22 protein-coding genes are annotated in these 25166 nt (G+C 70.6%); 14 read left to right on the forward strand and 8 right to left on the reverse strand.

Annotation, left to right across the window (positions count from 1 at the left end; genetic code table 11):
- Nucleotides 1-140 precede the first annotated feature (140 nt).
- Nucleotides 141-2147, forward strand: a complete 2007-nt coding sequence (locus ACLQ28_RS02710; RefSeq protein ID WP_425684576.1) for a protein meaA — start codon at nt 141-143, stop codon at nt 2145-2147.
- A 36-nt stretch (nt 2148-2183) separates the two neighbouring features.
- On the opposite strand, the gene ACLQ28_RS02715 is transcribed toward ACLQ28_RS02710, so the two are convergent.
- Nucleotides 2184-2480 (reverse strand): DUF1540 domain-containing protein, encoded by a 297-nt coding sequence (locus ACLQ28_RS02715; protein WP_110561607.1) that lies wholly within the window; start codon nt 2478-2480, stop codon nt 2184-2186.
- A gap of 1010 nt (nt 2481-3490) precedes the next feature.
- Between ACLQ28_RS02715 and ACLQ28_RS02720 the strand changes: the two genes are divergently transcribed.
- Nucleotides 3491-4075: a hypothetical protein gene (locus ACLQ28_RS02720; protein WP_425684577.1), complete on the forward strand. Its 585-nt coding sequence runs from the start codon at nt 3491-3493 to the stop codon at nt 4073-4075.
- A 123-nt stretch (nt 4076-4198) separates the two neighbouring features.
- Here ACLQ28_RS02720 and ACLQ28_RS02725 read toward each other — a convergent pair whose 3' ends face one another.
- Nucleotides 4199-4816 carry a DUF4126 domain-containing protein gene (locus ACLQ28_RS02725; RefSeq protein ID WP_425684578.1) on the reverse strand — a complete coding sequence of 206 codons (618 nt, stop codon included), beginning with the start codon at nt 4814-4816 and terminating at the stop codon, nt 4199-4201.
- A 71-nt stretch (nt 4817-4887) separates the two neighbouring features.
- On the opposite strand from ACLQ28_RS02725, the gene nucS reads away from it, so the two are divergent.
- Complete coding sequence (nucS, locus tag ACLQ28_RS02730) at nt 4888-5547, forward strand: endonuclease NucS (protein WP_425684579.1); 660 nt, start codon at nt 4888-4890, stop codon at nt 5545-5547.
- Between the two features lie 2 nt (nt 5548-5549).
- On the opposite strand, the gene ACLQ28_RS02735 is transcribed toward nucS, so the two are convergent.
- Nucleotides 5550-7046, reverse strand: a complete 1497-nt coding sequence (locus tag ACLQ28_RS02735) for an aldehyde dehydrogenase family protein (protein WP_425684580.1) — start codon at nt 7044-7046, stop codon at nt 5550-5552.
- Between the two features lie 238 nt (nt 7047-7284).
- On the opposite strand from ACLQ28_RS02735, the gene ACLQ28_RS02740 reads away from it, so the two are divergent.
- From ACLQ28_RS02740 to ACLQ28_RS02770, 7 genes are all read left to right on the forward strand, one after another.
- Nucleotides 7285-7719, forward strand: a complete 435-nt coding sequence (locus ACLQ28_RS02740) for an FHA domain-containing protein (protein ID WP_425684581.1) — start codon at nt 7285-7287, stop codon at nt 7717-7719.
- Nucleotides 7720-7867: 148 nt separating this feature from the next.
- Nucleotides 7868-8941 carry an alpha/beta fold hydrolase gene (locus ACLQ28_RS02745; protein ID WP_425684582.1) on the forward strand — a complete coding sequence of 358 codons (1074 nt, stop codon included), beginning with the start codon at nt 7868-7870 and terminating at the stop codon, nt 8939-8941.
- 126 nt (nt 8942-9067) lie between these two features.
- Entirely contained in the window at nt 9068-10858 is a 1791-nt protein-coding gene (locus tag ACLQ28_RS02750; RefSeq protein WP_425684583.1) for a 3-hydroxyacyl-CoA dehydrogenase family protein, read from the forward strand.
- A 40-nt stretch (nt 10859-10898) separates the two neighbouring features.
- Complete coding sequence (locus tag ACLQ28_RS02755; RefSeq protein ID WP_425684584.1) at nt 10899-11393, forward strand: SigE family RNA polymerase sigma factor; 495 nt, start codon at nt 10899-10901, stop codon at nt 11391-11393.
- Nucleotides 11390-12478 (forward strand): hypothetical protein, encoded by a 1089-nt coding sequence (locus ACLQ28_RS02760; RefSeq protein WP_425684585.1) that lies wholly within the window; start codon nt 11390-11392, stop codon nt 12476-12478. Before ACLQ28_RS02755 ends, ACLQ28_RS02760 begins: the two co-directional genes overlap by 4 nt.
- 58 nt (nt 12479-12536) lie before the next feature.
- On the forward strand, nt 12537-12866 hold the full coding sequence (locus ACLQ28_RS02765; protein ID WP_278141388.1) for a hypothetical protein: 330 nt from the start codon (nt 12537-12539) through the stop codon (nt 12864-12866).
- Nucleotides 12867-13011: 145 nt separating this feature from the next.
- Entirely contained in the window at nt 13012-13821 is an 810-nt protein-coding gene (locus ACLQ28_RS02770; RefSeq protein ID WP_425684586.1) for an alpha/beta hydrolase, read from the forward strand.
- A 15-nt stretch (nt 13822-13836) separates the two neighbouring features.
- On the opposite strand, the gene ACLQ28_RS02775 is transcribed toward ACLQ28_RS02770, so the two are convergent.
- The 5 genes from ACLQ28_RS02775 to mce all read right to left on the reverse strand — a co-directional run bounded on the left by ACLQ28_RS02775 (nt 13837) and on the right by mce (nt 21568).
- The gene (locus ACLQ28_RS02775; RefSeq protein ID WP_425684587.1) at nt 13837-15057 is read right to left on the reverse strand and encodes an AI-2E family transporter; all 1221 of its coding nucleotides are present in this window, start codon (nt 15055-15057) and stop codon (nt 13837-13839) included.
- A gap of 132 nt (nt 15058-15189) precedes the next feature.
- The gene (locus ACLQ28_RS02780) at nt 15190-17214 is read right to left on the reverse strand and encodes a hypothetical protein (protein WP_425684588.1); all 2025 of its coding nucleotides are present in this window, start codon (nt 17212-17214) and stop codon (nt 15190-15192) included.
- A 156-nt stretch (nt 17215-17370) separates the two neighbouring features.
- Nucleotides 17371-18633: a DivIVA domain-containing protein gene (locus ACLQ28_RS02785; RefSeq protein ID WP_425684589.1), complete on the reverse strand. Its 1263-nt coding sequence runs from the start codon at nt 18631-18633 to the stop codon at nt 17371-17373.
- Between the two features lie 366 nt (nt 18634-18999).
- Entirely contained in the window at nt 19000-20355 is a 1356-nt protein-coding gene (ccrA, locus tag ACLQ28_RS02790) for a crotonyl-CoA carboxylase/reductase (RefSeq protein ID WP_425684766.1), read from the reverse strand.
- 739 nt (nt 20356-21094) lie between these two features.
- The gene (mce, locus tag ACLQ28_RS02795) at nt 21095-21568 is read right to left on the reverse strand and encodes a methylmalonyl-CoA epimerase (protein WP_425684590.1); all 474 of its coding nucleotides are present in this window, start codon (nt 21566-21568) and stop codon (nt 21095-21097) included.
- A 61-nt stretch (nt 21569-21629) separates the two neighbouring features.
- On the opposite strand from mce, the gene ACLQ28_RS02800 reads away from it, so the two are divergent.
- From ACLQ28_RS02800 to ACLQ28_RS02815, 4 genes are all read left to right on the forward strand, one after another.
- Nucleotides 21630-22829, forward strand: coding sequence for an acetyl-CoA C-acetyltransferase (locus tag ACLQ28_RS02800; RefSeq protein WP_425684591.1), 1200 nt, complete (start codon nt 21630-21632; stop codon nt 22827-22829).
- On the forward strand, nt 22826-23830 hold the full coding sequence (gene meaB, locus ACLQ28_RS02805; protein WP_425684592.1) for a methylmalonyl Co-A mutase-associated GTPase MeaB: 1005 nt from the start codon (nt 22826-22828) through the stop codon (nt 23828-23830). The genes ACLQ28_RS02800 and meaB overlap by 4 nt, the downstream gene beginning before the upstream one ends.
- Before the next feature lie 191 nt (nt 23831-24021).
- Nucleotides 24022-24429: a DUF3224 domain-containing protein gene (locus tag ACLQ28_RS02810; RefSeq protein ID WP_425684767.1), complete on the forward strand. Its 408-nt coding sequence runs from the start codon at nt 24022-24024 to the stop codon at nt 24427-24429.
- 296 nt (nt 24430-24725) lie between these two features.
- Nucleotides 24726-25139 (forward strand): Asp23/Gls24 family envelope stress response protein, encoded by a 414-nt coding sequence (locus ACLQ28_RS02815; RefSeq protein WP_425684593.1) that lies wholly within the window; start codon nt 24726-24728, stop codon nt 25137-25139.
- Nucleotides 25140-25166 lie beyond the last annotated feature (27 nt).

Below are 25166 nucleotides of genomic sequence, written 5' to 3' on the forward strand. Positions count from 1 at the left end.
GCGCCCTGACCCGGCCGGCCTGGTGCCCCGGGGTGTGGCGGTGCGAGCCACTGCGGGCGCTTCGCGCCCGGTCGTCCCCGACATGGACCTGTGTGGTTTTCCACAACCCGTTTTACTGAACGGTAACTTAAGCTCCAGCCATGGATGAGACGGCATCTTCGGGGCGCCTGCCCGAGCGGGACCGCCCGTGGGTGATGCGCACCTACGCCGGCCACTCGTCGGCCACCGCGACCAACGCCCTCTTCCGCCGCAACCTGGCAAAGGGGCAGACCGGCCTCTCGGTCGCCTTCGACCTGCCCACCCAGACCGGGTACGACCCGGACCACGAGCTGGCCTCCGGTGAGGTCGGCCGAGTCGGCGTGCCGGTGGCCCACCTCGGCGACATGCGGGCGCTCTTCGACGGCCTTCCGCTTGCCGAGATGAACACCTCGATGACCATCAACGCGCCGGCGATGTGGCTGCTGGCCCTCTACGGCACGGTGGCGATGGAGCAGGGCTGGGCCGCCTCGACGCTCGCCGGCACCACCCAGAACGACATCATCAAGGAGTACCTGTCCCGGGGGACGTACATCTTCCCGCCGGCCGCGTCGCTGCGGCTCACCGCCGACATCGTCGCGCACACGCTGACCACGATGCCGAAGTGGAACCCGGTAAACATCTGCTCGTACCACCTCCAGGAGGCCGGCGCCACGCCCGTGCAGGAGGTCGGCTTCGCACTGGCCACCGCCGTCGCCGTGCTCGACGCGGTCCGCGCCTGCGGCCAGGTGCCGGCCGAGCGGATGGGCGACGTGGTGCAGCGGATCTCGTTCTTCGTCAACGCAGGTGTCCGCTTCGTCGAGGAGATCGCCAAGATGCGCGCGTTCGGCGTGCTCTGGGACGAGATCACCCGCGACCGGTACGCGGTCACCGAGGCCAAGCAACGACGGTTCCGCTACGGCGTGCAGGTCAACTCGCTCGGCCTCACCGAGGCGCAGCCGGAGAACAACATCCAGCGCATCGTGCTGGAGATGCTCGGGGTGACCATGTCCCGCGATGCCCGGGCCCGCGCGGTGCAGCTGCCCGCCTGGAACGAGGCGCTCGGCCTGCCCCGCCCCTGGGACCAGCAGTGGTCGCTGCGAATGCAGCAGGTCCTGGCGTACGAGTCGGATCTGCTCGAATATCCCGACCTCTTCGCCGGCTCGCACGTGATGACCGCGCTGGTCGACGAGATCGTCACCGGAGCCCGGGTCGAACTGGACAGGGTGCTGGAGTTGGGCGGCGTGGTCGCCGCAGTGGAAACCGGCTACCTCAAGAGCGCACTGGTCGCCTCGCTGGCCGAGCGCCGCCGTCGACTGGAGTCCGGCGCCGACGTGGTGGTCGGGGTCAACCGGTACACCGAAACCGAACTCTCCCCGCTGACCGCCGCCGGTGCGGGAACCGTCGAGCAGGTCGACGCCGCGGTCGAGGCCGCCGCCGTCGACGGCGTACACAGGTGGCGGGCCGACCGGGACCCGGCCGTCGTCGACGCGGCCCTCTCCCGGCTGCGCGCGGACGCCGCGACCACCACAAACCTGATGCCGGCCACGCTGGAGTGCGTGCGGGCCGGCGTGACCACCGGCGAGTGGGCCGGCGCGCTGCGGCAGGTCTTCGGCGAGTACCGGGCGCCGACCGGCCTGGCCGCCGCCACCGGCAGCGGCGGCGACCCAGGCCTCACCGCGGTCCGTGAGCGGGTCACCGCCACCGCCCGCGAGCTGGGCAGCGGCCGGCTGCGGCTGCTCGTCGGCAAACCTGGCCTGGACGGGCACTCCAACGGCGCGGAGCAGATCGCGGTACGCGCCCGCGACGCCGGATTCGAGGTCGTCTACCAGGGCATCCGGCTGACCGCAGGGCAGATCGTCGCCGCCGCCGTCGAGGAGGACGTCGACCTGGTCGGGCTGTCCGTGCTCTCCGGTTCACACCTGGCCGCCGTGCCGGCGGTGCTCGACGGGTTGCGCGCCGCAGGCAGGGCGGACCTACCGGTGGTCGTGGGCGGCATCATCCCCGCCGGTGACGCGGACACGCTCCGGGCGGCCGGGGTGGCTCGGGTCTTCACCCCGAAGGACTTCGCCCTCACCAGCATCATCGACGACCTGGTGACGGTCATCCGGAGCGCCAACGACCTGCCCTGACCCCCGCTGTCTGTCGCTGCGTCAGCTGTTTGTGTGTCAGCGGCCGGAGTAGGTCATGCAGTCGGCCAGATCGTTGTCCGGGCCGACCTTGATTGACGACGCGTGGCACTCCAACTGCTCGTTGTGCCGGCAGTCGGAGCGCTGGCAGGCGCCCACCTGGGCGACCAGTCCGTCCACGCCACCCCGGACGGGCGACTCGACAAAGGTGTGGCAGTGCGCGTGATCCATGCTGCCGATCGTGATCGCGAAGGCGTGGCAGTCACCCGACTGGTTGTACGCGCACGCGGCGACAACACATTCCTGGACTCGGGGCATCTCCAACGCTGCAGTCATGCCAACCTCCTCTAGGCTTTTGACCCGATCCTAGGCTTCCCCCGCCCCCCAAATCCCCGCAATCCGCCCCGCAATCCGCCCCGCAATCCGCCCCGCGCCCCGCGTCCCGCGTCCCGCGTCCCGCGTCCCGCGTCCCCGCCGGCGTCCGTGCCCGCGTGCGCGCCGGCGTCTCCACCCCACCCGCGCTCCAGTCCCCCCGCGATCTTGCAGTTTCGGTTGCCGATTTGCGGCTTCTTGGGTGGTATAGGGCAGCACAAACCGCTAGATCGGCGAAGTGCTGCATCAGGCCGACGCCGGGGGAGGGGGTGTGAGCCGCATCCGCGACTGATCGACACGACGTCGGCGATGTTGCGGCATCACGTCACCGGGATACCCCAATGTCGGCGATCTGGAGTGGATCTTTCGGTTGGCAGGCCATCTGAGGGCTACCCATGTCGGGCGCTGGGCGGTTTGTCCGGTCTGAGGTTTTCGGGCCTCGCCGACCCGCGTCGTGTGCGTGGGTGGTTTGTCCGGTCTCGGGTGCTCTGGGCTGTGAGCGGCGGCATCCGTGGCCCGGAATCATGGCCGGGTCGGGGTCGTTACATACCCTGACGATCGCAGCACCACGGCCCGACCGCCCCGCGACCCGGGGTTGGAATGCCAGCCCCCGCCCGGTCGTTGCAGTCCCCGCGAACGACCACCCGGCTACCGCCTCCACGAGGGTGCCGATGGATGGGCCACCCCCGGAATGACCCCGGTCCCCGGGTCGTTACATACAGACCTGGCGCCACGAGCCTTGCGCCCGAAGCCGCCACCGGGAATGGCCCCGGCCCCCCGGGTCGCTACACCTGGACCCGGCGCCACAAGCCCCCGCTTGCAGGCCGCCGCCCCGGCGCCACGAGCCCCGCGCTTGTAGGCCGCCGATCCCCGCAGACTTTCCCCCTTGTATGTGCAGCGCCGGACGAGGTGCTCACACCCTGAACCGGCCCCCGTCGGTGCGGGTGTTTCCTACCCCCGAAGGAGCTACCCCCATGAACACGATCATGCGTAAGAGTGTGCTGTCTGTTGCTGGTCTCGCGTTCGCCGGTGGTGTCTTCGCCGGTCCGATCGCCGCGCACGCCAACCCGGTCGACGCCAAGCCCGTCGCGGTCGCCGTGCAGGCCGACAAGCCCGACACGGCCAAGCTGATCCCGCACGGCACCCAGGGCGACCAGTCCCGCATCACCCTCGACGACGAGCAGATCGGTAACGCCAAGGCGATCATCGCCGCCACGAAGAAGGCCGGCCTGCCCGAGCGCGCCGCGGTCATCTCCATCGCCACGAGCCTGCAGGAGTCGAAGCTGGAGAACCTGGGCCACCTCGGCGACATGAACGACCACGACTCGCTCGGCCTGTTCCAGCAGCGCCCGTCCAGTGGTTGGGGTACTCCGGAGCAGATCACCAACCCTGAGTACTCGACCACCGCGTTCCTCACGGGCCTGAAGCAGGTCGACGGGTGGCAGGACATGCCGCTGACCCAGGCCGCGCAGACCGTGCAGGTCTCGGCCTACCCCGACGCGTACGCCCAGTGGGAACAGCAGGCCGCTGACCTGGTTGGCCAGTACTGGAACAGCTGACCACCGCACCACCGCACAACCCGAACGGCAAGACAACCGCTGGCCGGCACCCCGAGAACGGGGGTGCCGGCCAGCGGCATGTCCAGGTGAGCCAGTGTGCGAGGGCCGTACCGTGGCGAACCGTCAGACGCGGAAGCCTGCGGCGCGTGCCGCTTCGCGTTCCCGGCGACGTTCGGAGCGTCGGCGGATGAACCAGTAGATGAAGACCACCAGGCCGAGCAGGACAACGAGCACCAACACCGGCAGGATGATCGCCACCAGGGAGACCACCACGCTGGTGGCGTCCTCGGCGGTGCTGGCGACCGGGGCACCGAACCCGGCGGTGGTTGCGTTGATGACAGGGCGCGCGGCGGACTTGAGCAGGTGCACGCCCAACGCCAGCAGTACGCCGGTGACGACCGGCACCCACTGGTGGGACGAGAAGAAACTCCCCGGGTCGCTGACCGTCACCGTCTCCGACGAGGACCCGGCGCCGAAGGCCAGGCCGCCGGCGGTGGGCCGGACCACGGTCTGCACCACGTCGTTGATGTGGTCGACCACGGGCACCTTGTCGGCCACCACCTCCACGGCGAGCAGCACGGCCAGGATGACGATGACCCAGCCGTTGCCGAGCCAGGTCCAGCCGCTGGGGAGGTCGATCAGGTCGCTGTAGCGGCCGAGGAGACCCAGAATGAGCAGGGGTATGTAGGCGTTCAGCCCCGCTGAAGCGGCGAGACCGGTGCCGGTGAGGACTTCGAACACGGTCTCAGCATTGCATCGACGCGCCAGTGCCGCTCGCTGGCGACTGGTGGGTGCTCGGCTACCCTCGTCGGGTGCGGTTGGTCATTGCGAAGTGCTCGGTGGACTATGTCGGACGGCTCTCGGCGCACCTGCCGCTGGCCACCCGGTTGCTGATGGTGAAGGCGGACGGGTCGGTGTCGATTCACGCCGACGACCGTGCGTACAAGCCGTTGAACTGGATGAGCCCGCCGTGTCGGCTGGAGGAGGCCCCCGGTGTGTGGCGGGTGGTCAACAAGGCTGGCGAGGAGCTACGGATCACCCTGGAGGAGATCTTCCAGGACACCTCGTACGAGTTGGGCGTGGATCCGGGCCTGCGCAAGGACGGGGTTGAGGCGCATCTGCAGGAGTTGTTGGCCGCCAACCCTGGAACGTTGGGCGAGGGGTTCACGCTGGTCCGCCGCGAGTACATGACGGCGATCGGCCCGGTCGACCTGCTGTGCCGGGACGCCAACTCCGGTGCGGTCGCCGTGGAGGTGAAGCGGCGTGGCGACATCGACGGGGTGGAGCAGTTGACCCGCTATCTCGAGTTGATGAACCGTGACCCGCTACTCAGCCCGGTTGCCGGGGTCTTCGCCGCTCAGGAGATCAAGCCACAGGCCCGGGTGCTCGCCAGCGACCGGGGCATTCGGTGTGTGGTCTTGGACTACGACAGGCTGCGGGGCATCGAGAAGGACGAGCTGACGCTCTTCTGAGCTCACCTCCCGTACATCATCTTGATGGCCTTGACGAGCCGGGCCACGTCGGTCGGGGTCCGTTCGAAGGTCATCGACGGCAGTAGTGACCGGGCCCGACGGCGGGTGATCGCCTTGGCGCGGCCGAACTCGCGAAGCCCGTCCTCCCCGTGGATGCGCCCGAAGCCGGAGTCGCCGACCCCGCCGAACGGCAGGGTGGACATGCCAGCGAAGGTCAGGGTCGAGTTGATCGAGGCCATTCCGGAGTGCAGCCGCCGCGCGATGGCCACCGCCCGCCGTCGGCCGAAGACCGAACCGCCCAAGCCGTACGGCAGAGCGTTGGCGCGGGTGATGGCCTCGTCGGCGTCGCGGACCCGGCTGATGGTCAGCGTGGGGCCGAAGGTTTCCTCGCGGACGGCGGCCGACTCCTCTGGGACGTCCACGAGAACGGTCGGATGGACGTACGGCGGTTGCACCGCACTCGGACCGCCGAGCACGACACGCCCGCCCGAGGTGATGGCAGCGTCGATGTGGCGGCGGATCACGTCGAGCTGTCTCGGCATGGTGATCGGGCCGATGTCGCTGCCCTCCGCCCCGACGGTCAGCTGACCGGCGCGGGCCACCACCTTGTCGACGAAGGCGTCGAAGACCGAGTCGACGGCGTACACCCGCTCGATGCCGATGCAGGTCTGGCCGGCGTTGGTCATGCCGCCCCAGACGCACGCCTCGGCGGCGGCGTCCAGGTCGGCGTCGCTGTCGACGATCATGGCGTCCTTGCCGCCGCCCTCGATCAGCACCGGGGTCAGGGTCTCGGCGCAGGCGGCCATGACCTTCCTGGCGGTGGCGGTCGAGCCGGTGAACGCCAACTTGTCGACCCCGGAGCGGCACAGCATGGCGCCCACGTCGCCCAGCCCGTGCACGGCGGTGAACACCGGCTGCTCTGGCACCACCTCGGCGAAGGTGTCCACCAGCCACTGACCGGCGGCGGGCGTGTACTCGCTCGGCTTGAGCACCACGCCGTTACCGGCGGCCAGCGCGTACGCGGCGGAACCGATCGGCGTGAAGACCGGGTAGTTCCACGGCCCGATCACGCCGACCACGCCGTGCGGCTGGTATTCGAGGTGCCCGGAGAACTCGGCGAGGATGAGCCGGGACCGCACCCGCCGTGGGCCGAGCACGCGGCCGGCGTTGCGGGCGGCCCAGTCGATGTGCTCGATCGCGGTGACGATCTCGACGATGGCGTCGGCGACCGGCTTGCCACCCTCGACGTGCACCAGCTCGGCCAACTGCTCGATCCGCTTGGCGAGCAGGGCGCGCCACTGCAGCATGCGTTCGCGGCGGCCCGTGAAGCCGAGCCCGGCCCACCACTCTCCGGCGGCGCGGGCGCGGTCGACGGCTCGTCGCACGTCGGCGTCGGTGGCGACCGGAAAGCGGCCGGCCTCAGCGCCGGTGGCCGGGCTGGTGGAGATCAGCCGACCCGCCTCGATGACCGGGAGACCCGGAACATGCACAGCCGTCATGGCGGAAGTCTAGACCCGAGGATTACTCGCCGGTAGGTCTCCGCCTCGGGGCGGCGGGACCGGCGTCGCACAGGCTCGCCAGATCGTTGATCAGTGCAGCTCAGGGCGTCGGTGACAGATGCGGGCCGCCCGAATCGTCGAACCGTAGGTGGTCAGGAGGCCACGAGGAGCTGACCGGCCGGTTGGTGCTGATAACTACGGTCTGGTGGCAGGCTGACGCGCGGAGTAACGGTGTGGGGTGGAGGGCAGACTGTCCATGGAGGAAAATCCGGAACTTTTGCCGTTGTTGACCGTCGCAGGCGGGCCGATGCGTGGGGCGAGTTTTCGCCTCCGGTTCGAGCCGCAGGTGATCGGTAGGGCACCGACCGGCCACGTTGTCATCGGCGACCCGCATCTGAGCCGTCGTCACGCGGAGGTGTGGCTGGCCCGGGAGGGCCCGTCGCTGCGGGACCTCGGTTCGACAAACGGCACCTGGCTCAACGACCGCCGAATCGCCGAGGTGGAACGTCTCTCCGACGGCGACGTGATCCGGCTCGGCCGCACTGAACTGCGACTGTTCGACCCGGGGGTGGCGCACACCGATCCGGTGGGGCTCAGCTTCGGCCCGTCCCGGCGGGACGTTCGACCGACACTTCCGCTGCCGTTGGCCACGCCTTACCGCGTCCGCGGCTGAGTGTTCGGAACGGCTCTCGTTGTCGCCCCCGCGACAACGAGGGCGCCTGCTCTCACAGGAACGCACGCCGACCCGGGTGCGGCCCACATCTGGGCCGCACTCGGGGTGGCTGTCCGGCACCTGGACCGGCGGAGGCGGGCGTGGCAGCATGCCGCGGATGGAGACCGAGCAGCGGACCGTGACCGCGAACGGCATCACCCAGGCGGTACGGGTGGCCGGCCCGCCAGACGGCACCCCGGTGCTGCTGATCCACGGCAACTGCTCGTCCGCGCTGTTCTGGGAGCCGCTGGTCCGGCGCCTGCCGCCGACGCTGCGGGTGGTCGCCCCCGATCTGCGGGGGTACGGCGACTCCGCGACGGCCCCGGTGGACGCCACCCGGGGCCTGCGGGACTTCGCCGACGACGTGGCCGCCCTGCTGGACGACCCGACACTCTTCGGCGCTCACGACGCCCGCCCAGTGGTGGTCGGGCACTCCCTCGGTGGCGGAGTGGCGATGCAACTGCTGATCGACCATCCGCACCGGGTGGGCGCGTTGCTGCTCGCGGCGCCGGTTTCCCCGTACGGCTTCGGTGGCACCCGCGACCTGGCCGGCACGCCGACCACCACCGACTTCGCCGGCACCGGCGCTGGCACGGCGAACCCGGACTTCGTCGCCCGGCTCGCCGCCGGCGATCGGAGCGCGGACGCCCCGGCCAGCCCGCGCGCAGTCCTGCGAGCCACCTATGTGGCCGATCCTGCCTCGCTGGGCGCCGACGAGGACCTGCTGCTGGACACTGTGCTCTCCACCGCCACCGGGGACGACAACTATCCAGGCACGGCGGTGCCCTCGGAGAACTGGCCGGGCACCGCACCGGGAGATCGCGGGGTGCTCAACGCGCTCGCGCCGACGCACTTCCGGCTCGCCGACGAGTTGGTGGCCGTCGCCGACAAGCCCCCGGTCACCTGGGTACGCGGCGACGCCGACGTCATCGTCTCGGACACCTCGCTGTTCGACCTGGCGTACCTGGGTTCGCTGGATCTCGTGCCGGGCTGGCCCGGCGAGGAAGCCTGTCCGCCGCAGCCGATGATCGGCCAGACCCGCGCTGTGCTGGAGCGGTACGCGGCGGCGGGCGGCGCGTACCAGGAGGTGGTGCTGCCCGGCTGCGGTCACAGCCCGCACCTGGAACGCCCGGGGGAGTTCGTCTCGGAGTTGCTGGCACTGGCCACCGTGACCGCCGCCTAGAGGCCCCGCGCCGCGGTCGGTGAAATTAGCCACGGCGTCTCGACAACCGAGCGTCACGTGGCAGACTCGCGCGCATAACCTTAGCGGCCGTTCAGGGGCCGTGCGGAGTGTCTGGGGAGGCCGGTCGTGGCGCGCGAGTTCAGCACCGTGGGTGTGGTGGGGCTGGGCACCATGGGTGCCGGCATCGTCGAGGTCTTCGCCCGCAACGGCATCGACGTGGTGGCGGTCGAGATCTCCGAGCCGGCGCTGGAGCGCGGTCGGGCCACCCTCACCCGCTCCACCGACCGGGCGGTCGCCAAGGGCAAGCTTGCCGCGGCGGACCGCGACGCCCTGCACGAGCGGGTGCACTTCGCGGCCGGGCTGGACGCGCTGCACTCCGTCGACCTGGTCATCGAGGCGGTGCCCGAGCACCTGGACCTCAAGCAGCGGATCTTCGCCGAGCTGGACCGGGTCTGCCGGCCGGAGACCATCCTCGCCACCAACACCTCGTCGCTGAGCGTCACCGAGATCTCGGTGGCCACCACCCGGCCCAACCAGGTGATCGGCATCCACTTCTTCAACCCGGCTCCCGTGATGAAGCTGGTCGAGGTGGTCCGCACGGTCGTCACCTCACCCGAGGTGGTCGCCGACGTCGAGGCGCTCTGCGCCCGGCTCGGCAAGGTCGACGTCACCATCAACGACCGGGCCGGCTTCATCGCCAACGCGTTGCTCTTCGGCTACCTCAACCACGCGGTCGGCATGTTCGAGTCGCACTACGCGACCCGGGAGGACATCGACGCCGCGATGAAGCTCGGCTGCGGCCTGCCGATGGGCCCGCTGGCACTGATGGATCTGATCGGCCTGGACACCGCGTACGAGATTCTGGACACCATGTACCGGCGCGGCGGGCGGGACCGCCGGCACGCCCCGGTGCCGCTGCTCAAGCAGATGGTGACCGCAGGGCTGCTCGGTCGGAAATCCGGTCGGGGCTTCTACACCTACGAGCGCCCCGGCTCGCCGGTGGTCGTACCGGATGAGGTGACGCCGCCGGCGACGGAGGCTGGGGTCGCCGACGGCGCGCGGGCGATTGCCAAGGTTGGCGTGGTGGGCTCCGGGACGATGGCCACTGGGATCATCGAGGTCTTCGCGAGGGCCGGCTACGAGGTCGTCTCGGTGACCCGTGGCATGGAGAAGTCCGCGACGGTCTGCGAGGCGGTGAAGACCTCGCTGAACAAGGGCGTGGTGCGTGGCAAGCTCGCCGAGGCCGACCGGGACGCCGCGCTCGGCCGGATCAGCTGGTCGGCCACTCTCGACCACCTCGCCGACGTCGACCTGGTGGTCGAGGCCGTGGTCGAGGAGTTGAGCGTGAAGAAGGCGCTCTTCGCCAGCCTCGACGAGATCTGCAAGCCGGGCGTGGTGTTGGCCACCACGACCTCCTCGCTGCCGGTGATCGACGTGGCGATGGCCACCCACCGCCCGGCCGACGTGGTGGGGCTGCACTTCTTCAACCCGGCGCCGGTCATGCCGCTGGTCGAGGTGGTCCGCACCATCCGCACCTCCCCGGAGGCCACCGCCACCGTCCGCGCGGTCTGCGCCGCGCTCGGCAAGACCGCCGTGGTCTGCAGTGACCGGTCCGGGTTCATCGTCAACGCGTTGCTCTTCCCCTACCTGAACGACGCGGTGAAGATGCTGGAGGCCAGCTACTCGACGGCCGACGACATCGACCACGCGATGAAGCTGGGCTGCGGCTACCCGATGGGCCCCTTCGAGCTGCTCGACGTGGTCGGGCTGGACGTCGCGCTGGCGATTCAGCGCGAGCTGTACCTGGAGTTGCGTGAGCCGGGCTTCGCGCCCGCGCCGCTGCTGGAGCACCTGGTCACCGCCGGCTACCTGGGCCGCAAGACCCACCGCGGTTTCCGCGACCACTCGCACCGCTGATCGGGTCAACGCCGGAGGGTTCCGGCCGCGTCTGCATGGTGTGACCTTCGAGGAGTACGTCGCCAGCCGCGGCCCGGCCCTGGTCCGGCTGGCGCGACTGTTGACCGGCGACGAGCACCGGGCCGAGGACCTCACCCAGGACACGCTGTCCCGGGCGTACGTGCACTGGCGCCGGATCGCCCGCGCCGACCGACCCGACGTGTACGTGCGCCGGATGCTCGTCAACGCCAACAACTCCTGGTGGCGCCGCCGGTCAAGCCGTGAGCTGGCCGTCGACACCGTCGTCGACCGCCCGCAGCGCGGCGACCTCGGTGGCGAGGTGGCCGACCGGGACGAGATGTGGCGGCTGATCCTCGGCCTGCCCGACCGCCAGCGGGCGGTGCTGGTGCTGCGCTACTACGAGGACCTCGACGACGCGACCATCGCCCAGATCCTGGGCTGCTCGCCGGTCACCGTCCGCACTCACGCGATGCGGGCGTTCGCCAACCTGCGGGAGCGCTACGGTGCCCCGGCCACGAACGGGAGCCGGCCGTGATCGACCTCGACGACCAGATTGTCCAAACCCTGCGGGACCGCGCCGAGGGCGCCGTGGACGCCGATCGGCTGTTGCGGGCTTCACGCGCCCGGGGCCGCCGCCGCCAACTCCATCGCCGGGTCGCCGCGGGGACCGCGTTGTCTCTGATCGGGGCGCTCGGCGTCGTGGGAGTGACCGGGACGGGCCTCGACGGGTTGTCCGACCGCCTGCCCTGGACCGCCACCACGTCGACCGGGGCCACGCCGGTGCCGCCCCGCGTCGACGGGGTGCCCGGGGCCGCTACCGACCCGGCACTGGTCGGCAGCGATCCGAACGTGCTGCACTTCGGCCTCGACCCGGCCAGGGCCCGCTATCTGGGCTGGTCGGTTGTTCGGGGCCACACCGAGTCGGTACGGCTCAGTGTGCGGGATGACCAACCGGTTTATGTCGAGGCAAGCAGTACGCCGGAACTGTCGATTAGCGTCTCATTCGGCGGCGTCGAGGTTGACGCGACCGCACCGGGCCCCCAGACCTTCGACGGCACGATCCACCCGGCGAGCGGCGGCGGAAGTGCAATGGTCAAGTCGTGGCACCCCGCGCCAGGTCTGTACGCCCGTGCCGTCATCCTGGGGGGGGACCGTGCCGGGCTGGAGCGGGCGGTCGAGGCACTGCGCTGGAACGAGGCCCGCTCGTGCGCCGTGCCGCTGCGGCTCGACGCCCTGCCCGAAGGCGCGCCGATCAACAACTGCTCGGTCGACGTCAGCTCGTACCCGAGGCTGGTCACCTCGAACTTCATCCTCGGGCGGGCGACGACCCAGGTCATGTTCGTGGACTACCGCTACGCGATCGGGGCTGGTACCCGTACCGCGGGGAATCGGGCTGTCGCTGGCCGGCCCGCGTATCTCTCTCCGGACGGGACGACCCTGGATCTGCTCGGCATCCCCAAGACGATGGTGAGTGCCAACTTCGACTGGCAGTGGGAGGGCCGGCGGCCGATCGGCGTCGAGCCGGGCGCGTCCAGCGGCTTCACCGAGGCGGACGCGACGACCGTGCTGGCGGGGGCGCGGGTCGTCGAGGACCCGACCCGCCCGGAGAGCTGGGAGTGATCTCAGCCGTCGGGCGGGCTGGCCGCGAGGTTGTCCCGTCCGACGGACCGTACGCTTGGTGACTGTGAGCCCCCGTCGCAATCGCCCTCGCCGGGACGAGAACGCCAACCTGGACGCCGACCGGGTCCGGCAGGGTGTCGCCTCGGTGCAGCAGTGGACCGACGGCGCCTGGCAGGTACGCGGGATCGGCGCGGGCGCGTCGGTCAAGACGTACCGCTGCCCCGGCTGTGACCAGGAGATCCGACCCGGGGTGGCGCACCTGGTGGCCTGGCCGGCGGACGGCCTGGGTGACCTGACCGACCGGCGGCACTGGCACAGCGGCTGCTGGCGTGCCCGGGACCGGCGTGGCCCGGCGGTGCAGCGCGGTCGAGGCGCCCCGCGCTACTGAGCGACTGCCCGAGGCGCTCCGCGCCTCGGCCGGGCGACCTGCCGGGCGACTCGACCGGGGCGTCTCACGCCGCGCCTTAGCGACCTGGATCACCCTCTTCGTGCCTGGGCGGGCGGCGGTGGTGACTTCGCGACAGACTTGTGCGGTGAGCACAGCGATCCGCGCGTCGTCGATCCTGCCCGGCCGCCGGGAGGACATCGAGCTGCACACCGCCGATGGTCTGCGGCTGGTCGGCGAGCTGGCCCTGCCGGCCGACCGGCCGCCGGTGGCCACCCTGATCTGCCTGCACCCGCTGCCCACCCACGGCGGGATGATGGACAGCCACGTCTTCCGTAAGGCGGCCTGGCGGCTGCCGGCGCTGGCCGACCTGGCCGTGCTGCGGTTCAACACCCGGGGCACCAGCAGCCTGCGCGGCACCAGCGAGGGCGCGTTCGACGGCGCGGTGGGGGAGCGGTACGACGTGGCTGCCGCCATCGAGTACGCGGAGTTCGCCGAGCTGCCCAACATCTGGCTCGTCGGCTGGTCGTTCGGCACCGACCTGGCCCTGAAATACGGCTGCGACCCGGCGATCGCCGGGGCGATCCTGCTCTCCCCGCCGCTGCGTTTCTCGTCACCTGCGGACCTCACCACCTGGGCCGCCTCCGGTCGACCGCTGGTGGCGTTGGTGCCGGAGTTCGACGACTACCTGCGTCCGACCGAGGCGCGGGAGCGGTTCGCCGCGGTGCCGCAGGCCGAGGTGGTCGGGGTGCCGGGCGCCAAACACCTGTGGGTGGGCGACGCGGAGACGGTGCTCGACGAGATCGTCCGGCGGGTCAACCCGGCCGTCGAGGTGCCGCTGCCGACGACCTGGGACGGCCCGATGGAGGCCGGCGACGTCAGCGCGTACGCCGACCGGACGGTGGCCTCGTTCGCAGACACGCCCGTCCCCGGCCCGTCCGCAGGCAAGGCCGACTGACCCGCAAAGCGCGGGTCAGCGGATCTCCTGGCGCGGCAGCACCACCTCGCGCAGGATCAGTTGCAGTGCGGCCACGGTGGGGATGGCGATCAGCGCGCCCACCACGCCGAGCAGCGCCACGCCGAGCAGCGCGGCCAGCAGGGCGGCCACCTCGTTGACCTCCACCGATCGCCGCATCACCTTCGGGTAGATCAGGTAGTTCTCCACCTGCTGGTAGATGAGGAAGAAGACCGCGCAGGCGATGCCGGTGGGCAGGTTGTCGGCGAAGCCGACCAGGCTCACGACCACCGCGCCCAGGGTGGCGCCGATCTGCGGGATCAGATCGGTCACCGCGACAACCACGGCCAGCGCGAACGGGTACGGCAGCCCGACGATCAGCGCGAAGACGAAGGTCGACGCGCCGGCCAGCACCGCGATGCTCAGCGCACCGACCATGTACGCGCCCACCTTGGCCAGGATCTCGTCGCCGATCAGCTGCACCCGCTCCCGGCGCGACCGGGGCACGAGCGAGTAGCCCAGGGAGCGCAGCCGGTTGAAGTACGCCAGGAAGTAGATGGTCAGCACCAGCACGGTCAGCGCCCGGAACACCGTACCGAAGATCAATTGGGCGCCGCCCAGCACGCCACCGAGCGCCCGGCCGATGGTGTCCGCGTTTGCCGCGTTCTGCACCCGCTCCACCACGTCGTAGCGCTCCACCAGGTCATTGACCGTCGGATTGCGGCGCAGCTCCTCGACATAGCTGGGCAACTGGTCGATGAACTCCCCTGACTGGGTGACGATCGGCGGGACCAGCGCCACCACCCCACCGCAGAGCAGCAGCACCACGGTCAACGCGACCGCCGCCACCGCCAGGCCGTGCGGTACGCCCCAGCGACGGAGCCGGACCACTGCCGGGTTGAGGCCGACCGCGAGGAAGAGCGCGATCACCACCAGAACCAGGATGCCGCCGGCATTGCGAATCCCCAGATAGAGGGTGTACGCCAGCAGCACGCCCAGCGCACCGGTGAAGCCGATCAGGAAGCTGCTGCGACGCAGCGGCCGTCCTGGCGTGCCGAACTTGCCGGACGGGACCGCTGGCGGCTCGTCCGGGTCGATGCCGGGAGCGGGGACCGGCACCGGAGGCGGCACCTCGGCCGGTGGTGTTGCGGGCCGGGCTGCCTCGGTCGGTGGCGTCTCAGCCGGTGGGGGATTGCGAGTCACGTCCGGGTCGTCGCCCGACGGGCCGTGCTGCGGCACCAGAACCTCCCGGGTCTGCTTCGGGTCGACCCCCGACCCATCCCCCGAAACCGGTTATACCTGTGAGTCATATTGATGACTCACAGGTATAACACTCGTCCGGTCGAGGTCGAGTGGTCGAAGGCCCGGCGGTCAGTCCTTCTCGATGGTGACCTTGCTGGGCTTGGCACTGCGCTCGTCGGTGGTCGGCTTGGTGGGGCGCTTGCCGTTCTCGCCGGTGCTAGTGATCTTGGTTGGCTTGGCGCCCCGGCCACCTTCGCCCGGAACCGCGGCCACGGTCGGCTCGCCGTCCACCCCGGCGCTTGCCGCCCCGCCATCCACTGTGGTCACCGGCTCGGCAACCGGCCGGGTCGTGGACTGCCCAGCCTCCTCGGTGCTGGCGTTCACCGGCTGCTTGGCGTCGACGGGCTCGGCCTTGCTGGGCGTGCTCTTGCTCACGCCGTCGCCGGCGGCTGGCGCGGTCGGGCCGTCGATCGGGCCGGCGACGCTCTGCAACCGCAGCTCGGCCATCTGCCGCTGGAGCTCGTCGGACTCCTGCCGGGACTTCCAGGTCTCCTGCCGCAGGTCTGCGAGCTGCTGCTGGGCCTGGGCGATCTCCAGCATCACCTGGGCGAGCTGCTGTCGGCCCGCCGCCGACTCCTGCTGGGTGGCCGCCAGGTGCTGCTGAGTGGTGGCCAGGTGCTGCTGGGTGGTGGCCGCGTACTCCTCGAACTGCCGGCGGGAGGCCGCGACATGCTCGTCGGCCTCGCGGCGCTTGTCGCCGGCCTCGGTCTCGGCCCGGCGCAGCAGCTCGGCGGCCTCCGTCTCGGACCGCTGGCGCAGAGCCGTCGCGTCCTGCTCGGCTGCCTGGCGAACCCCGGCCGCGCCCTGCTCGATCTCGTTCTTGCGCGTGGAGTATTCGGTCTCCAGCTCGTTCTTGCGGCCCGTGTACTCGGTTTCCAACTCGTCGCGGCGGGTGGTGAAACCCGTCTCCAACTCCTGCTGACGGCTGGTGAACCCGGTCTCCAGCTCCTCCTGGCGGGACTTGTACTGCTTTTCCAGCTCGTCGCGGCGCTTGGCGAACTCCTGCTCGGCCGTGGACCGCCGCTGCGCCAGCTCCCGGTCGGCCGCCTCCCGACGGGAGTTGACCTCCTGCTCCACCCCGGCCCGCCACGCACCCAGCTCCTGCTGGGTCTGCGCCCGGGTGTGCTGCACGTAAGACTCGGTCTCGGCGCGCATCCGCTGCACATACGCCTCGGTCTCGGCGCGGCTACGCTTGGCCGCCTCGGTGGCCTGCGTGGTCAGCCGCTCCGCCTCCTGCTGCGCCTTTGCGCGGGTGGCCCGCCCGGCCATCGACGCATCGTCGATGATCTGCTTGGCCTCCTGCTGCACCTTGGCGTGGGTGGCGCGGCCAGCCTCGGTCGCGGAATCGGTGAGCCGCTTGGCCTCCTGGAGCGCCTTGGCGTGCACCTCCTTGGCGGCCTCGCGCAGGTCGCTGGCCTCCTGCCGGGCGTTGGCCAACGTCTCGCGGGCCGTCTCACGCAGCTTGGTCGACTCCTGCTGGGCCCGGGCGTGGATCTCCTTGGCGGTGTCCCGCAGCTGGGTGGCCTCCTGCTGGGCCTTCGCCAACGCGTCCTGCGCAGCCTTGCGCAGCTGCGCCGACTCGTCCTTGGCCGACCGCAGAGTGGCGTCCGCCTCGGCCCGCCGGGCGGCGCTGTGCCGCTCCTCCTCCGAGCGCCGCGCGGCGAGGGCGAGCTCAAAGTCCTTCAGTGCCCGCGCGGCCTGCTCGCGGGCCTCCTCGATGATGTGATCGGCCGCGGCACGGCGCGCCTCGATCTCCACATTCGCATCGGACACGATCTGCTCGGCCAGCTCTTCGGCCTGAGTGACGATCGAGTCGACCAGCGGGCCGAGGTGCCGGAACGAGGCCCGGTCAACCACGTTCATCTGCTTGCGCACCTGAGTCAGGTCACGCTGGAGCACCTCGACCTGACCGGCGAGCTTGTGGATCTGCGTATACGCCTGTTCCCGTTCGGAGGCGAGGGTCGCGATCTCGTGCTCGGCACGCGCGACATATCGGTCGACCTGTTTCTTCTCGTACCCCCGCAGAGCGGACTCGAAGCTTGGCTCCGTCGTCACGTCCCCGCCGAGAGCGAACAGTTCCTCGCCGTGCGACATGCCCCCATCCTCACACGCAACAGGCCCTGCTGGGGCGATACGGACGGGCCTTGTGCGAGCTACTTCACTCGGTTTCGGGAAACGCATACGGCGCGAGGCGGCACCGGTTACCCGGTGTCACCTCGCGCCGCCGATGCCCCGACCTGACGCCGCGCGTCAGCCAGCGGTCTCCGCAGGCACCCGCTCCTGACCGCCATCGGTCTTCTTCGCCTCCGGCTTCGCCGCCGGAGCAGGCGACGCCGGCATTCCCGGAACGATGCCGGCGAGCCCGGAGAGCATCTGACCCAGCTGCGAGGTGACCGCATCCTTCTGCCGGGTGAGGTCCTCGACCTCGCGACGGGCCGCCTGCGTGGTCAGCTCCGCCTCGGTGCGGGCCTCGGTCAGCAGGCGCTGCGACTCAGCCTTTGCCTCGTTGAGCGTCTTCTCGGAGTGCGCCTTGGCCTTGTCCACCGTCTCGGCGGCGTTGCGCTCCGACTCGATCCGCCGAGCCTCGGCGCGCTGCTCGATCTCCTTGGCCCGCTCCTGCGCGGCCCGGGCACGCTGCTCGGCCTCGCTGACCATCTTCTGGGTCTGCGCGACCTGGGCGGCGTGCCGCTCGGACTCCTCGCGCTCGGACTTCTCACGCCGCTCGGCCAGCTGGAGCTCCAAGGCCTGAAGGTCCTTGTCGCGCTTGTCCCGCGCATCGGTCAGCAGCTTGGTCGCCTCGGCGCGCTTCTCCTCAGCCTCGCGGGCGGCCTTCGCCCGCTGCTGGGTGATCTCCCGCTCGGCAGTGGCCCGGAGGGTGGCAACCTCCCGCTCGACTGTCGACTTCAGCTCGGCCACCTCGTGCGCGGTGACGGTACGCAGCTGCTTGGTCTCGCGGTCGGCGTCCGCGCGCAGCGTGTCAGCCTCACGGCGGGCCTGCACCCGGACCTCGGCGGCCTCGCGCTCGGCAGCCGTGCGCAGGTTGCCCGCCTCGCGCTCGGCGCTGGCCTTCATGGCCGCGGCCTCGGCGCGTGCCTTGTCGGTGATCTCGCGGGCCTCGAGGCGGGCGGCGGAGAGGATGCCCTCCGACTCGCGCTTGGCCTCATTGCGGTGATCGTTGGCCTGCTCCTCGGCGAGCCGGAGGATCTGCTCGACGCGGGTGCCGAGCCCGGACAGAGTGGGCCGGCTGTTCTCTTCGAGCTGCTTGTTCGTGTCGGTGAGCTTCTGCTCCAGCGCACTCATGCGCTGTTCGGCTTGGCGGAGCCGACGCTGGGCGTCGTTCATCCGCTGCTCGGCCTCGGCACGGGCCTGCTCGGACTGGGTCAGCGCGGCGGTCATCCGGCCGAGGAAGTCATCGACCTGGTGAGTGTTGTAACCGCGCAGGCCGACGGTGAAGTCTGGCTGCGAGTTCGCGTTATCGAAGAACGCGAGAGGGGAGGACTGCTGCTGGGGCATTGGGACATACTGGCAGACGCCCCAGGGTGCTTCGCAAGAGCGGTGCGAAGCTTTCGTGCCCTCTTTACATGGTCAACTGCCGCGATCCGGGGGGCTGGACCAAACGGAGATCTTGGCAGGTCCCGGGCGGGTCGGACGCCACGCAGCGTGACGCAGAAAAGGGCCCCTGGGTAACCCCGAGGCCCTTTGTTCGATCCGGGTGGGTTTTCCGCTAATGGGGCGGAAGAACAATGTTCGATCACCGCATTGGCCACCGAGCGTTCGTCCGTCCGGCCGGCCACCGGGTCGGTGCCTTCGTGCCGGCGGTGCCGGTCAGTGCCCCCGTACCGGCGGTGCCGGTCAGTGCCCCCGTACCGGCGGTGCCGGTCAGTGACCCCGGAATCGGTTGATCGCGTCCTCGTGCCGGGCCCGCAACTCCCCGTCGCGTACGCCCAGTCCGTCGGTGGGTGCGAGGCAGCGCACCCCGACCTTGCCCTGGTGGGCGTTGCGGTGCACCTCGTACGCGGCCTGACCGGTCTGCTCCAGCGAGTAGGTGCGGGACACCGTGGGGTGCACCTTGCCGAGCGCGACCAGGCGGTTGGCCTGCCACGCCTCGTGATAGTTGGCGAAGTGGCTGCCGACGATCCGCTTGAGGTGCATCCAGAGGTAGCGGTTGTCGTACTGGTGCTGGAAGCCGCTCGTGGAGGCGCAGGTGACGATGGTCCCACCGCGCCGGGCCACGTAGACGCTGGCGCCGAACGTCTCCCGACCCGGGTGCTCGAAGACGATGTCCGGGTCCTCACCACCGGTCAGTTCGCGGATCCGCTCGCCGAAGCGCCGCCACTCGTCCGGGTCCTGGGTCTCCTCGTCCTTCCAGAAGCGGAAACCTTCGGCCGCCCGGTCGATGACCAGCTCCGCGCCCATCTTGCGGCACAGTTCGGCCTTCTCCGGCGAGGAGACGACGCAGACCGGGATCGCGCCGCCGCCCAGCGCCATCTGGGTGGCGTACCCGCCGAGGCCGCCGGTGGCGCCCCAGATCAGCACCACGTCGCCCTGCTTCATGTTGGCCCCGTGGTGCGAGACGAGCTGCCGGTACGCGGTGGAGTTGACAAGCCCCGGGCTGGCCGCCTCCTCCCAGCTCAGGTGCCGTGGCTTGGGCATCAGCTGGTTGGCCTTGACCACGGCCATCTCGGCCAGCCCACCGAAGTTGGTCTCGAAGCCCCAGATCCGTTGCTGCGGGTCGAGCATGGTGTCGTCGTGCCCGGCCGCGTCCTCCAACTCGACGGAGAGACAGTGCGCGACCACCTCGTCGCCGGGTGCCCACCGGGTCACCCCGGGGCCGGTGCGCAGCACCACACCCGCCGCGTCCGAGCCGACCACGTGGTACGGAAGGTCGTGTCGGCGGGTCAGCTCGGAGACCCGGCCGTAGCGCTGAAGGAACGTGAAGGTGGGCAGCGGCTCGAAGATGCTGGTCCACACCGTGTTGTAGTTGATCGCGCTCGCCATGACCGCGAGCAACGCCTCGCCCGGTGCCAACTCCGGCGTCGGCACCTCCTGCACGTGCAGCGCTTTGCGCGGATCCTTGTCCCGGGTGGCCATGCCGTCGAACATCCGGGCCTCTTCGGCGCGGACCACCACGCCCCGGTAGCTCTCCGGCACGGGCAGCCCGGCGACGCCGGCGAGCTCGCGGTCCGGATCGTCGGATTCCTCCGCCGCCATGATCGCTTCGAGGATGTCCTGCACGGTGACCTCCGGTTCATCCGCACCCGCACGGGCCCGGGTGCTGCCATCGTCGGCGCCGGTGGGCACGACCGCCATGTCGGCATTCGACACATCCGGCAGGGGTCGTGCTCCTGTGGGGCCGGACGTTACTGAACGGTAGCTAGGCCGGGAAGTCCTCTGTGAAAAACTGCATCGGCCGATGCGTGAAGGTGTCCGGCCGCCCCGCCAACCGCGCACTGACGTGCGTACGGGCCGGCTTTGGCGGCGGGCGACGTCTTTGATCCACGCCGTTTCGGCGATGTGGCGGCATCCGCCGGTGGGGACACCGCCACGTCGGCGATCTGGAGTCGATCACCGCCCGCTGGGCGTGCGGCCCGCTGGGCGGCGCCTCGGCGGGCGCACGGGCCGGCGGCGGGCGGGGTCTCGGCATGCGCGGCCGGGGCAAGGTGGCCGCCGGGGTTGATCCACTCCAGATCGCCGATGTGGCGGCATCCGCCGGTGGGGACACCGCCACGTCGGCGATCTGGAGTCGATCACCGCCCGCCGGGCGTGCGGCCCGCCGGCGGGCGTGCGGCCCGCCGGCGGGCGTGCGGCCCGCCGGCGGGCGTGCGGTCCGCCGGCGGGCGCGCGGCCTCGGCGGGCGCACGGCCCGGCGGCGGGCGGCCTCTCGGGGCGTGCGGCCCGCAGGGCGGCCTCTGGGGGTGCGCGACGGGGTCAGTGACCGAGCGGCGGGCGGCCTCTCGGCGCGCGCGGCAGGCGGTCAGTGGCCAGCGGCGGGCTCGACGAGTTCGACGAGGACACCGCCGGCGTCCTTCGGGTGCACGAAGTTGATTCGCGAGTCCGCGGTGCCGCGCCGCGGCGCGTCGTAGAGCAGCCGCATCCCCCGCGCGCGCAGCGCCGCGCACGCCGCGTCGATGTCCACCACCGTGTACGCGACCTGCTGCACGCCCGGCCCGTTGCGATCGAGGAACTTGGCGATCGTCGACTCCGGGGTGAGCGGTGCGAGCAGTTGCACGCAACCGCCCTCGGTGGTCGGCCCGACGGCCATCATCGCTTCCTGGACGCCCTGCTCGGCGTTGGTCTCGACGTGTACGCAGCGCATCCCGAACGTCCGCTGGTAGAAGTCGATGGCGGCGTCCAGGTCGGCCACGGCGATCCCGACGTGGTCGATCTTGCGAAGGCCGATGTCTGTGACGTAGTCCGCACCGGGCTCGGCGGGGGAGTTCTCAACCATGGCGCTAGTCTGACCGAACAATCGTTAAGGCGTACAGCTCGGCACCCCCTCGGAGGCAGGCATGGCTTCGGTGATCGTCAGCGGCGCGCGGACCCCGATGGGGCGCCTGCTGGGTAACCTCAAGGATCTCCCGGCCACGAAGCTCGGCGGGATCGCCATCAAGGCGGCGCTGGAGCGTGCCGGGGTCAGCCCGGATCAGGTCCAGTACGTGATCATGGGTCAGGTGCTGCAGGCTGGCACCGGTCAGATCCCGGCCCGGCAGGCGGCGGTCGAGGCCGGCGTGCCGATGTCCGTGCCGGCGTTGACCATCAACAAGGTCTGCCTCTCCGGTCTCGACGCGATCGCCTTGGCCGACCAGCTGATCCGCGCCGGCGAGTTCGACATCGTGGTGGCCGGCGGCATGGAGTCGATGACCAACGCCCCGCACCTGTTGATGGGTCAGCGCACCGGCTACAAGTACGGCGACGTGGTGGTCAAGGACCACATGGCGCACGATGGGCTCAGCGACGCCTGGGACTGCTGCTCGATGGGTGAGTCGACCGAGCGGCTCGGCACCAAGCACGGCATCTCCCGTGCGGAGCAGGACGCCTTCGCCGCAGCCAGCCACCAGCGGGCCGCCGCCGCGCAGAAGAACGGCCACTTCGCCGACGAGATCACCCCGGTGGTGATCCCGCAGCGCAAGGGTGACCCGCTGGTGATCAGCGAGGACGAGGGCATCCGCCCGGACACCACCGTCGAGTCGCTCGCCAAGCTGCGCCCCGCCTTCACCTCCGACGGCACCATCACCGCGGGCAGTTCATCGCCGATTTCCGACGGCGCCGCCGCGGTTCTCGTGATGAGCAAGGCCAAGGCCCGGGAGCTGGGGTTGACCTGGCTGGCTGAGATCGGCGCACACGGCAACGTGGCGGGCCCGGACAACTCCCTGCACTCGCAGCCGTCCAACGCGATCAACCACGCCCTGAAGAAGGGCGGCCTGAGCGTCGCGGATCTGGACCTCATCGAGATCAACGAGGCGTTCGCCCAGGTCGGCGTGCAGTCCACCCGTGACCTCGGCATCAGCCCGGACAAGGTCAACGTCAACGGCGGAGCAATCGCGCTGGGGCACCCGATCGGCATGTCCGGGGCGCGTCTCGTCCTCACCCTCGCCCTGGAGCTGAAGCGGCGCGGCGGCGGCACTGGCGCGGCGGCGCTCTGCGGTGGCGGTGGTCAGGGCGACGCGCTGATCATCCACGTTCCGGGCAAGGTCGAGAAGGCGCAGTGAGCGAAGCGGCTGAGCACGTCCCGACAGGGGGCGCCACGTCGGTGCGCCGCAGTCGGGACGTACCGCTGCTGGTTGAGCGGGCCCGCACGGGTGACCCCCGCGCGGTGGCCCGGCTGATCACGTTGGTGGAGAACGGCGACGCGCTGCTGCCGGCGATCGCCGCCGCGTTGGCGCCGTACGCCGGGCAGGCCCAGGTCGTGGGGCTGACCGGTTCGCCCGGGGTGGGCAAGTCGACCACCACCAACGAGCTGGTCCGGGCGCTGCGGGCGCAGGGGCATCGGGTCGGTGTGCTGGCGGTCGATCCGTCCAGCCCGTTCACCGGCGGTGCGATCCTCGGCGACCGGGTGCGGATGCAGGACCACGCCACCGATCCGGGCGTCTACATCCGGTCCATGTCCAGCCGGGGTCACCTTGGCGGGTTGGCTGCGGCTACGCCGCAGGCGGTCCGGGTGCTGGAAGGCGCCGGCTGTGACGTGGTGCTGGTGGAGACCGTCGGCGTCGGGCAGGCCGAGGTGGAGGTCGCCTCGCTGGCCGACACCACGCTCGTGTTGCTCGCCCCCGGCATGGGTGACGCGATCCAGGCGGTCAAGGCCGGCATCCTGGAGATCGCCGACGTGTTCGTGGTCAACAAGGCCGACCGGGACGGCGTCGACGCCACCGTCCGCGACATCCAGGGCATGATCGCCCTCGGCGAGCGCGGCCCGGGGCAGTGGCGACCGCAGGTGGTCCGTTCGGTCGCGGCGCGCGGCGAAGGCATCGACGACATCGCCGCCGCGATCGACAAGCACCGGGGCTGGCTGGTCGAGCACGGCGAACTGCGCCGCCGCCAGGAGGCGCGAGCCGCCGCCGAGATCGAGGCGATCGCGCTCGGCACCCTCCGCGCCCGGATCGGCTCACTGCGCGACGGTACGGAGTTGGCCACGCTCGCCACCAAGGTTGCCGAAGGCGCCCTCGACCCGTACACGGCGGCAGACGAGCTGCTCGCCCAACTCGCTCGCTAAGCGGTCAACGCTCGAAGTCCTCGGGGGGCTGACCAGGTAGTCGGACGTCCAGAAGACGCGTTTCGCGCTGGCGTAGGGCTCGGTGGCCATGACCTGGGTGACCAGGTCCATGAAGGGAACGATGCCGGTCTTCGGCTCGTGTCTGCGCGGCGATCCAGGCGTTGGAGCGACCCCGGGCCGCCAACAGCACGATGATTGCCCGCTGCCGGGCCTCGGCTGGCGGAACATTTGACGTCACATCATTCGAGCCGGAGGTGCTCGACGAAGGTCCGGGGGCCGCGTTTGGCCGGGTGCGGCTCACCAAGACCTTCCAGGGCGGCCTGGCCGGCATCAGTACGGTGAACATGCTGTCGGTGGCCGACATCGAGGGCAGCCCCGCTGCTTATGTCGCCGTGGAGCGATTCACGGGAGAACTCGACGGCCTCAAGGGCTCGTTCGTCCTCCAACACAGCGCACCCGGCAGCCACGGTGAGCAACTCGCGATCCGTGTCGTCCCGGGAACGGGCTCCGGTGACCTCACAGGGATCGTGGGAGCTCTCGAGATCATCCAGTCTGACGACGGCAGCCACTCCTATGTCTTGGAGTACACACTGGCCTGACGCATGCCGGCGTCGCCGTCCTCGCCATTCCCTCTCTCCTCGCGTCAACCCCGAAGGACGTCGAGCGTCGAACCACTAAGCGAAAGGACGTCCATTCCGGACGTAGTAACCCGATGCCGGCGCACGTTCGGAACCCGCCGCTCGTGCGGTCGATCGGCTGCGGCGTGACGCGCGCCCGGAAGCGAAGGTCGCTCCGGTTTTAGTAGGCTCGCGGCGCGTGGCCGGAAGCTGGCTGCCGCGCAGCGGGCTGACGAATCGGTCGGCCCACATGCTTCGGAACCAGGGGAGATGTGATCATGACGGACGCGGTGGAGAACGCCGGTGGAGTGCAGCCCGCGACAGGCGCGGCCCGGGGCGTCACGTCGGTTTCCGACGAGGTCGTGGAGAAGATCGCTGGAGCCGCCGCTCGTTCGGTGCCTGGTGTCGCCGATCTGGGTGGTGACGTGGCCCGGTTCTTCAACAGCCTCCTCGACAAGGTCGGGCTGGACGAGGCGGGCGACGCCCGTCGGGGCGTCTCGGCCGACGTGAAGGGCGGCTCAGCCGTCATCAACGTGGTCCTGGTGATCGATTCCGGGCACGTCGTGGCCGACGTGACCGAGGCGGTGCGGGCCGCAGTTATCGAGGCAGTGGAGAAGTACGGCCTGACGGTCACCCAGGTCAACGTCACAGTGGACGACATCGAGCTGAACCAGCCGGCGGCCGGAGCCTGAGCCGGAGCCTGAGGCGTCAGCGGCCCG

It is taken from the genome of Micromonospora sp. DT201, assembly GCF_049841575.1.
GTDB lineage: Bacteria > Actinomycetota > Actinomycetes > Mycobacteriales > Micromonosporaceae > Micromonospora.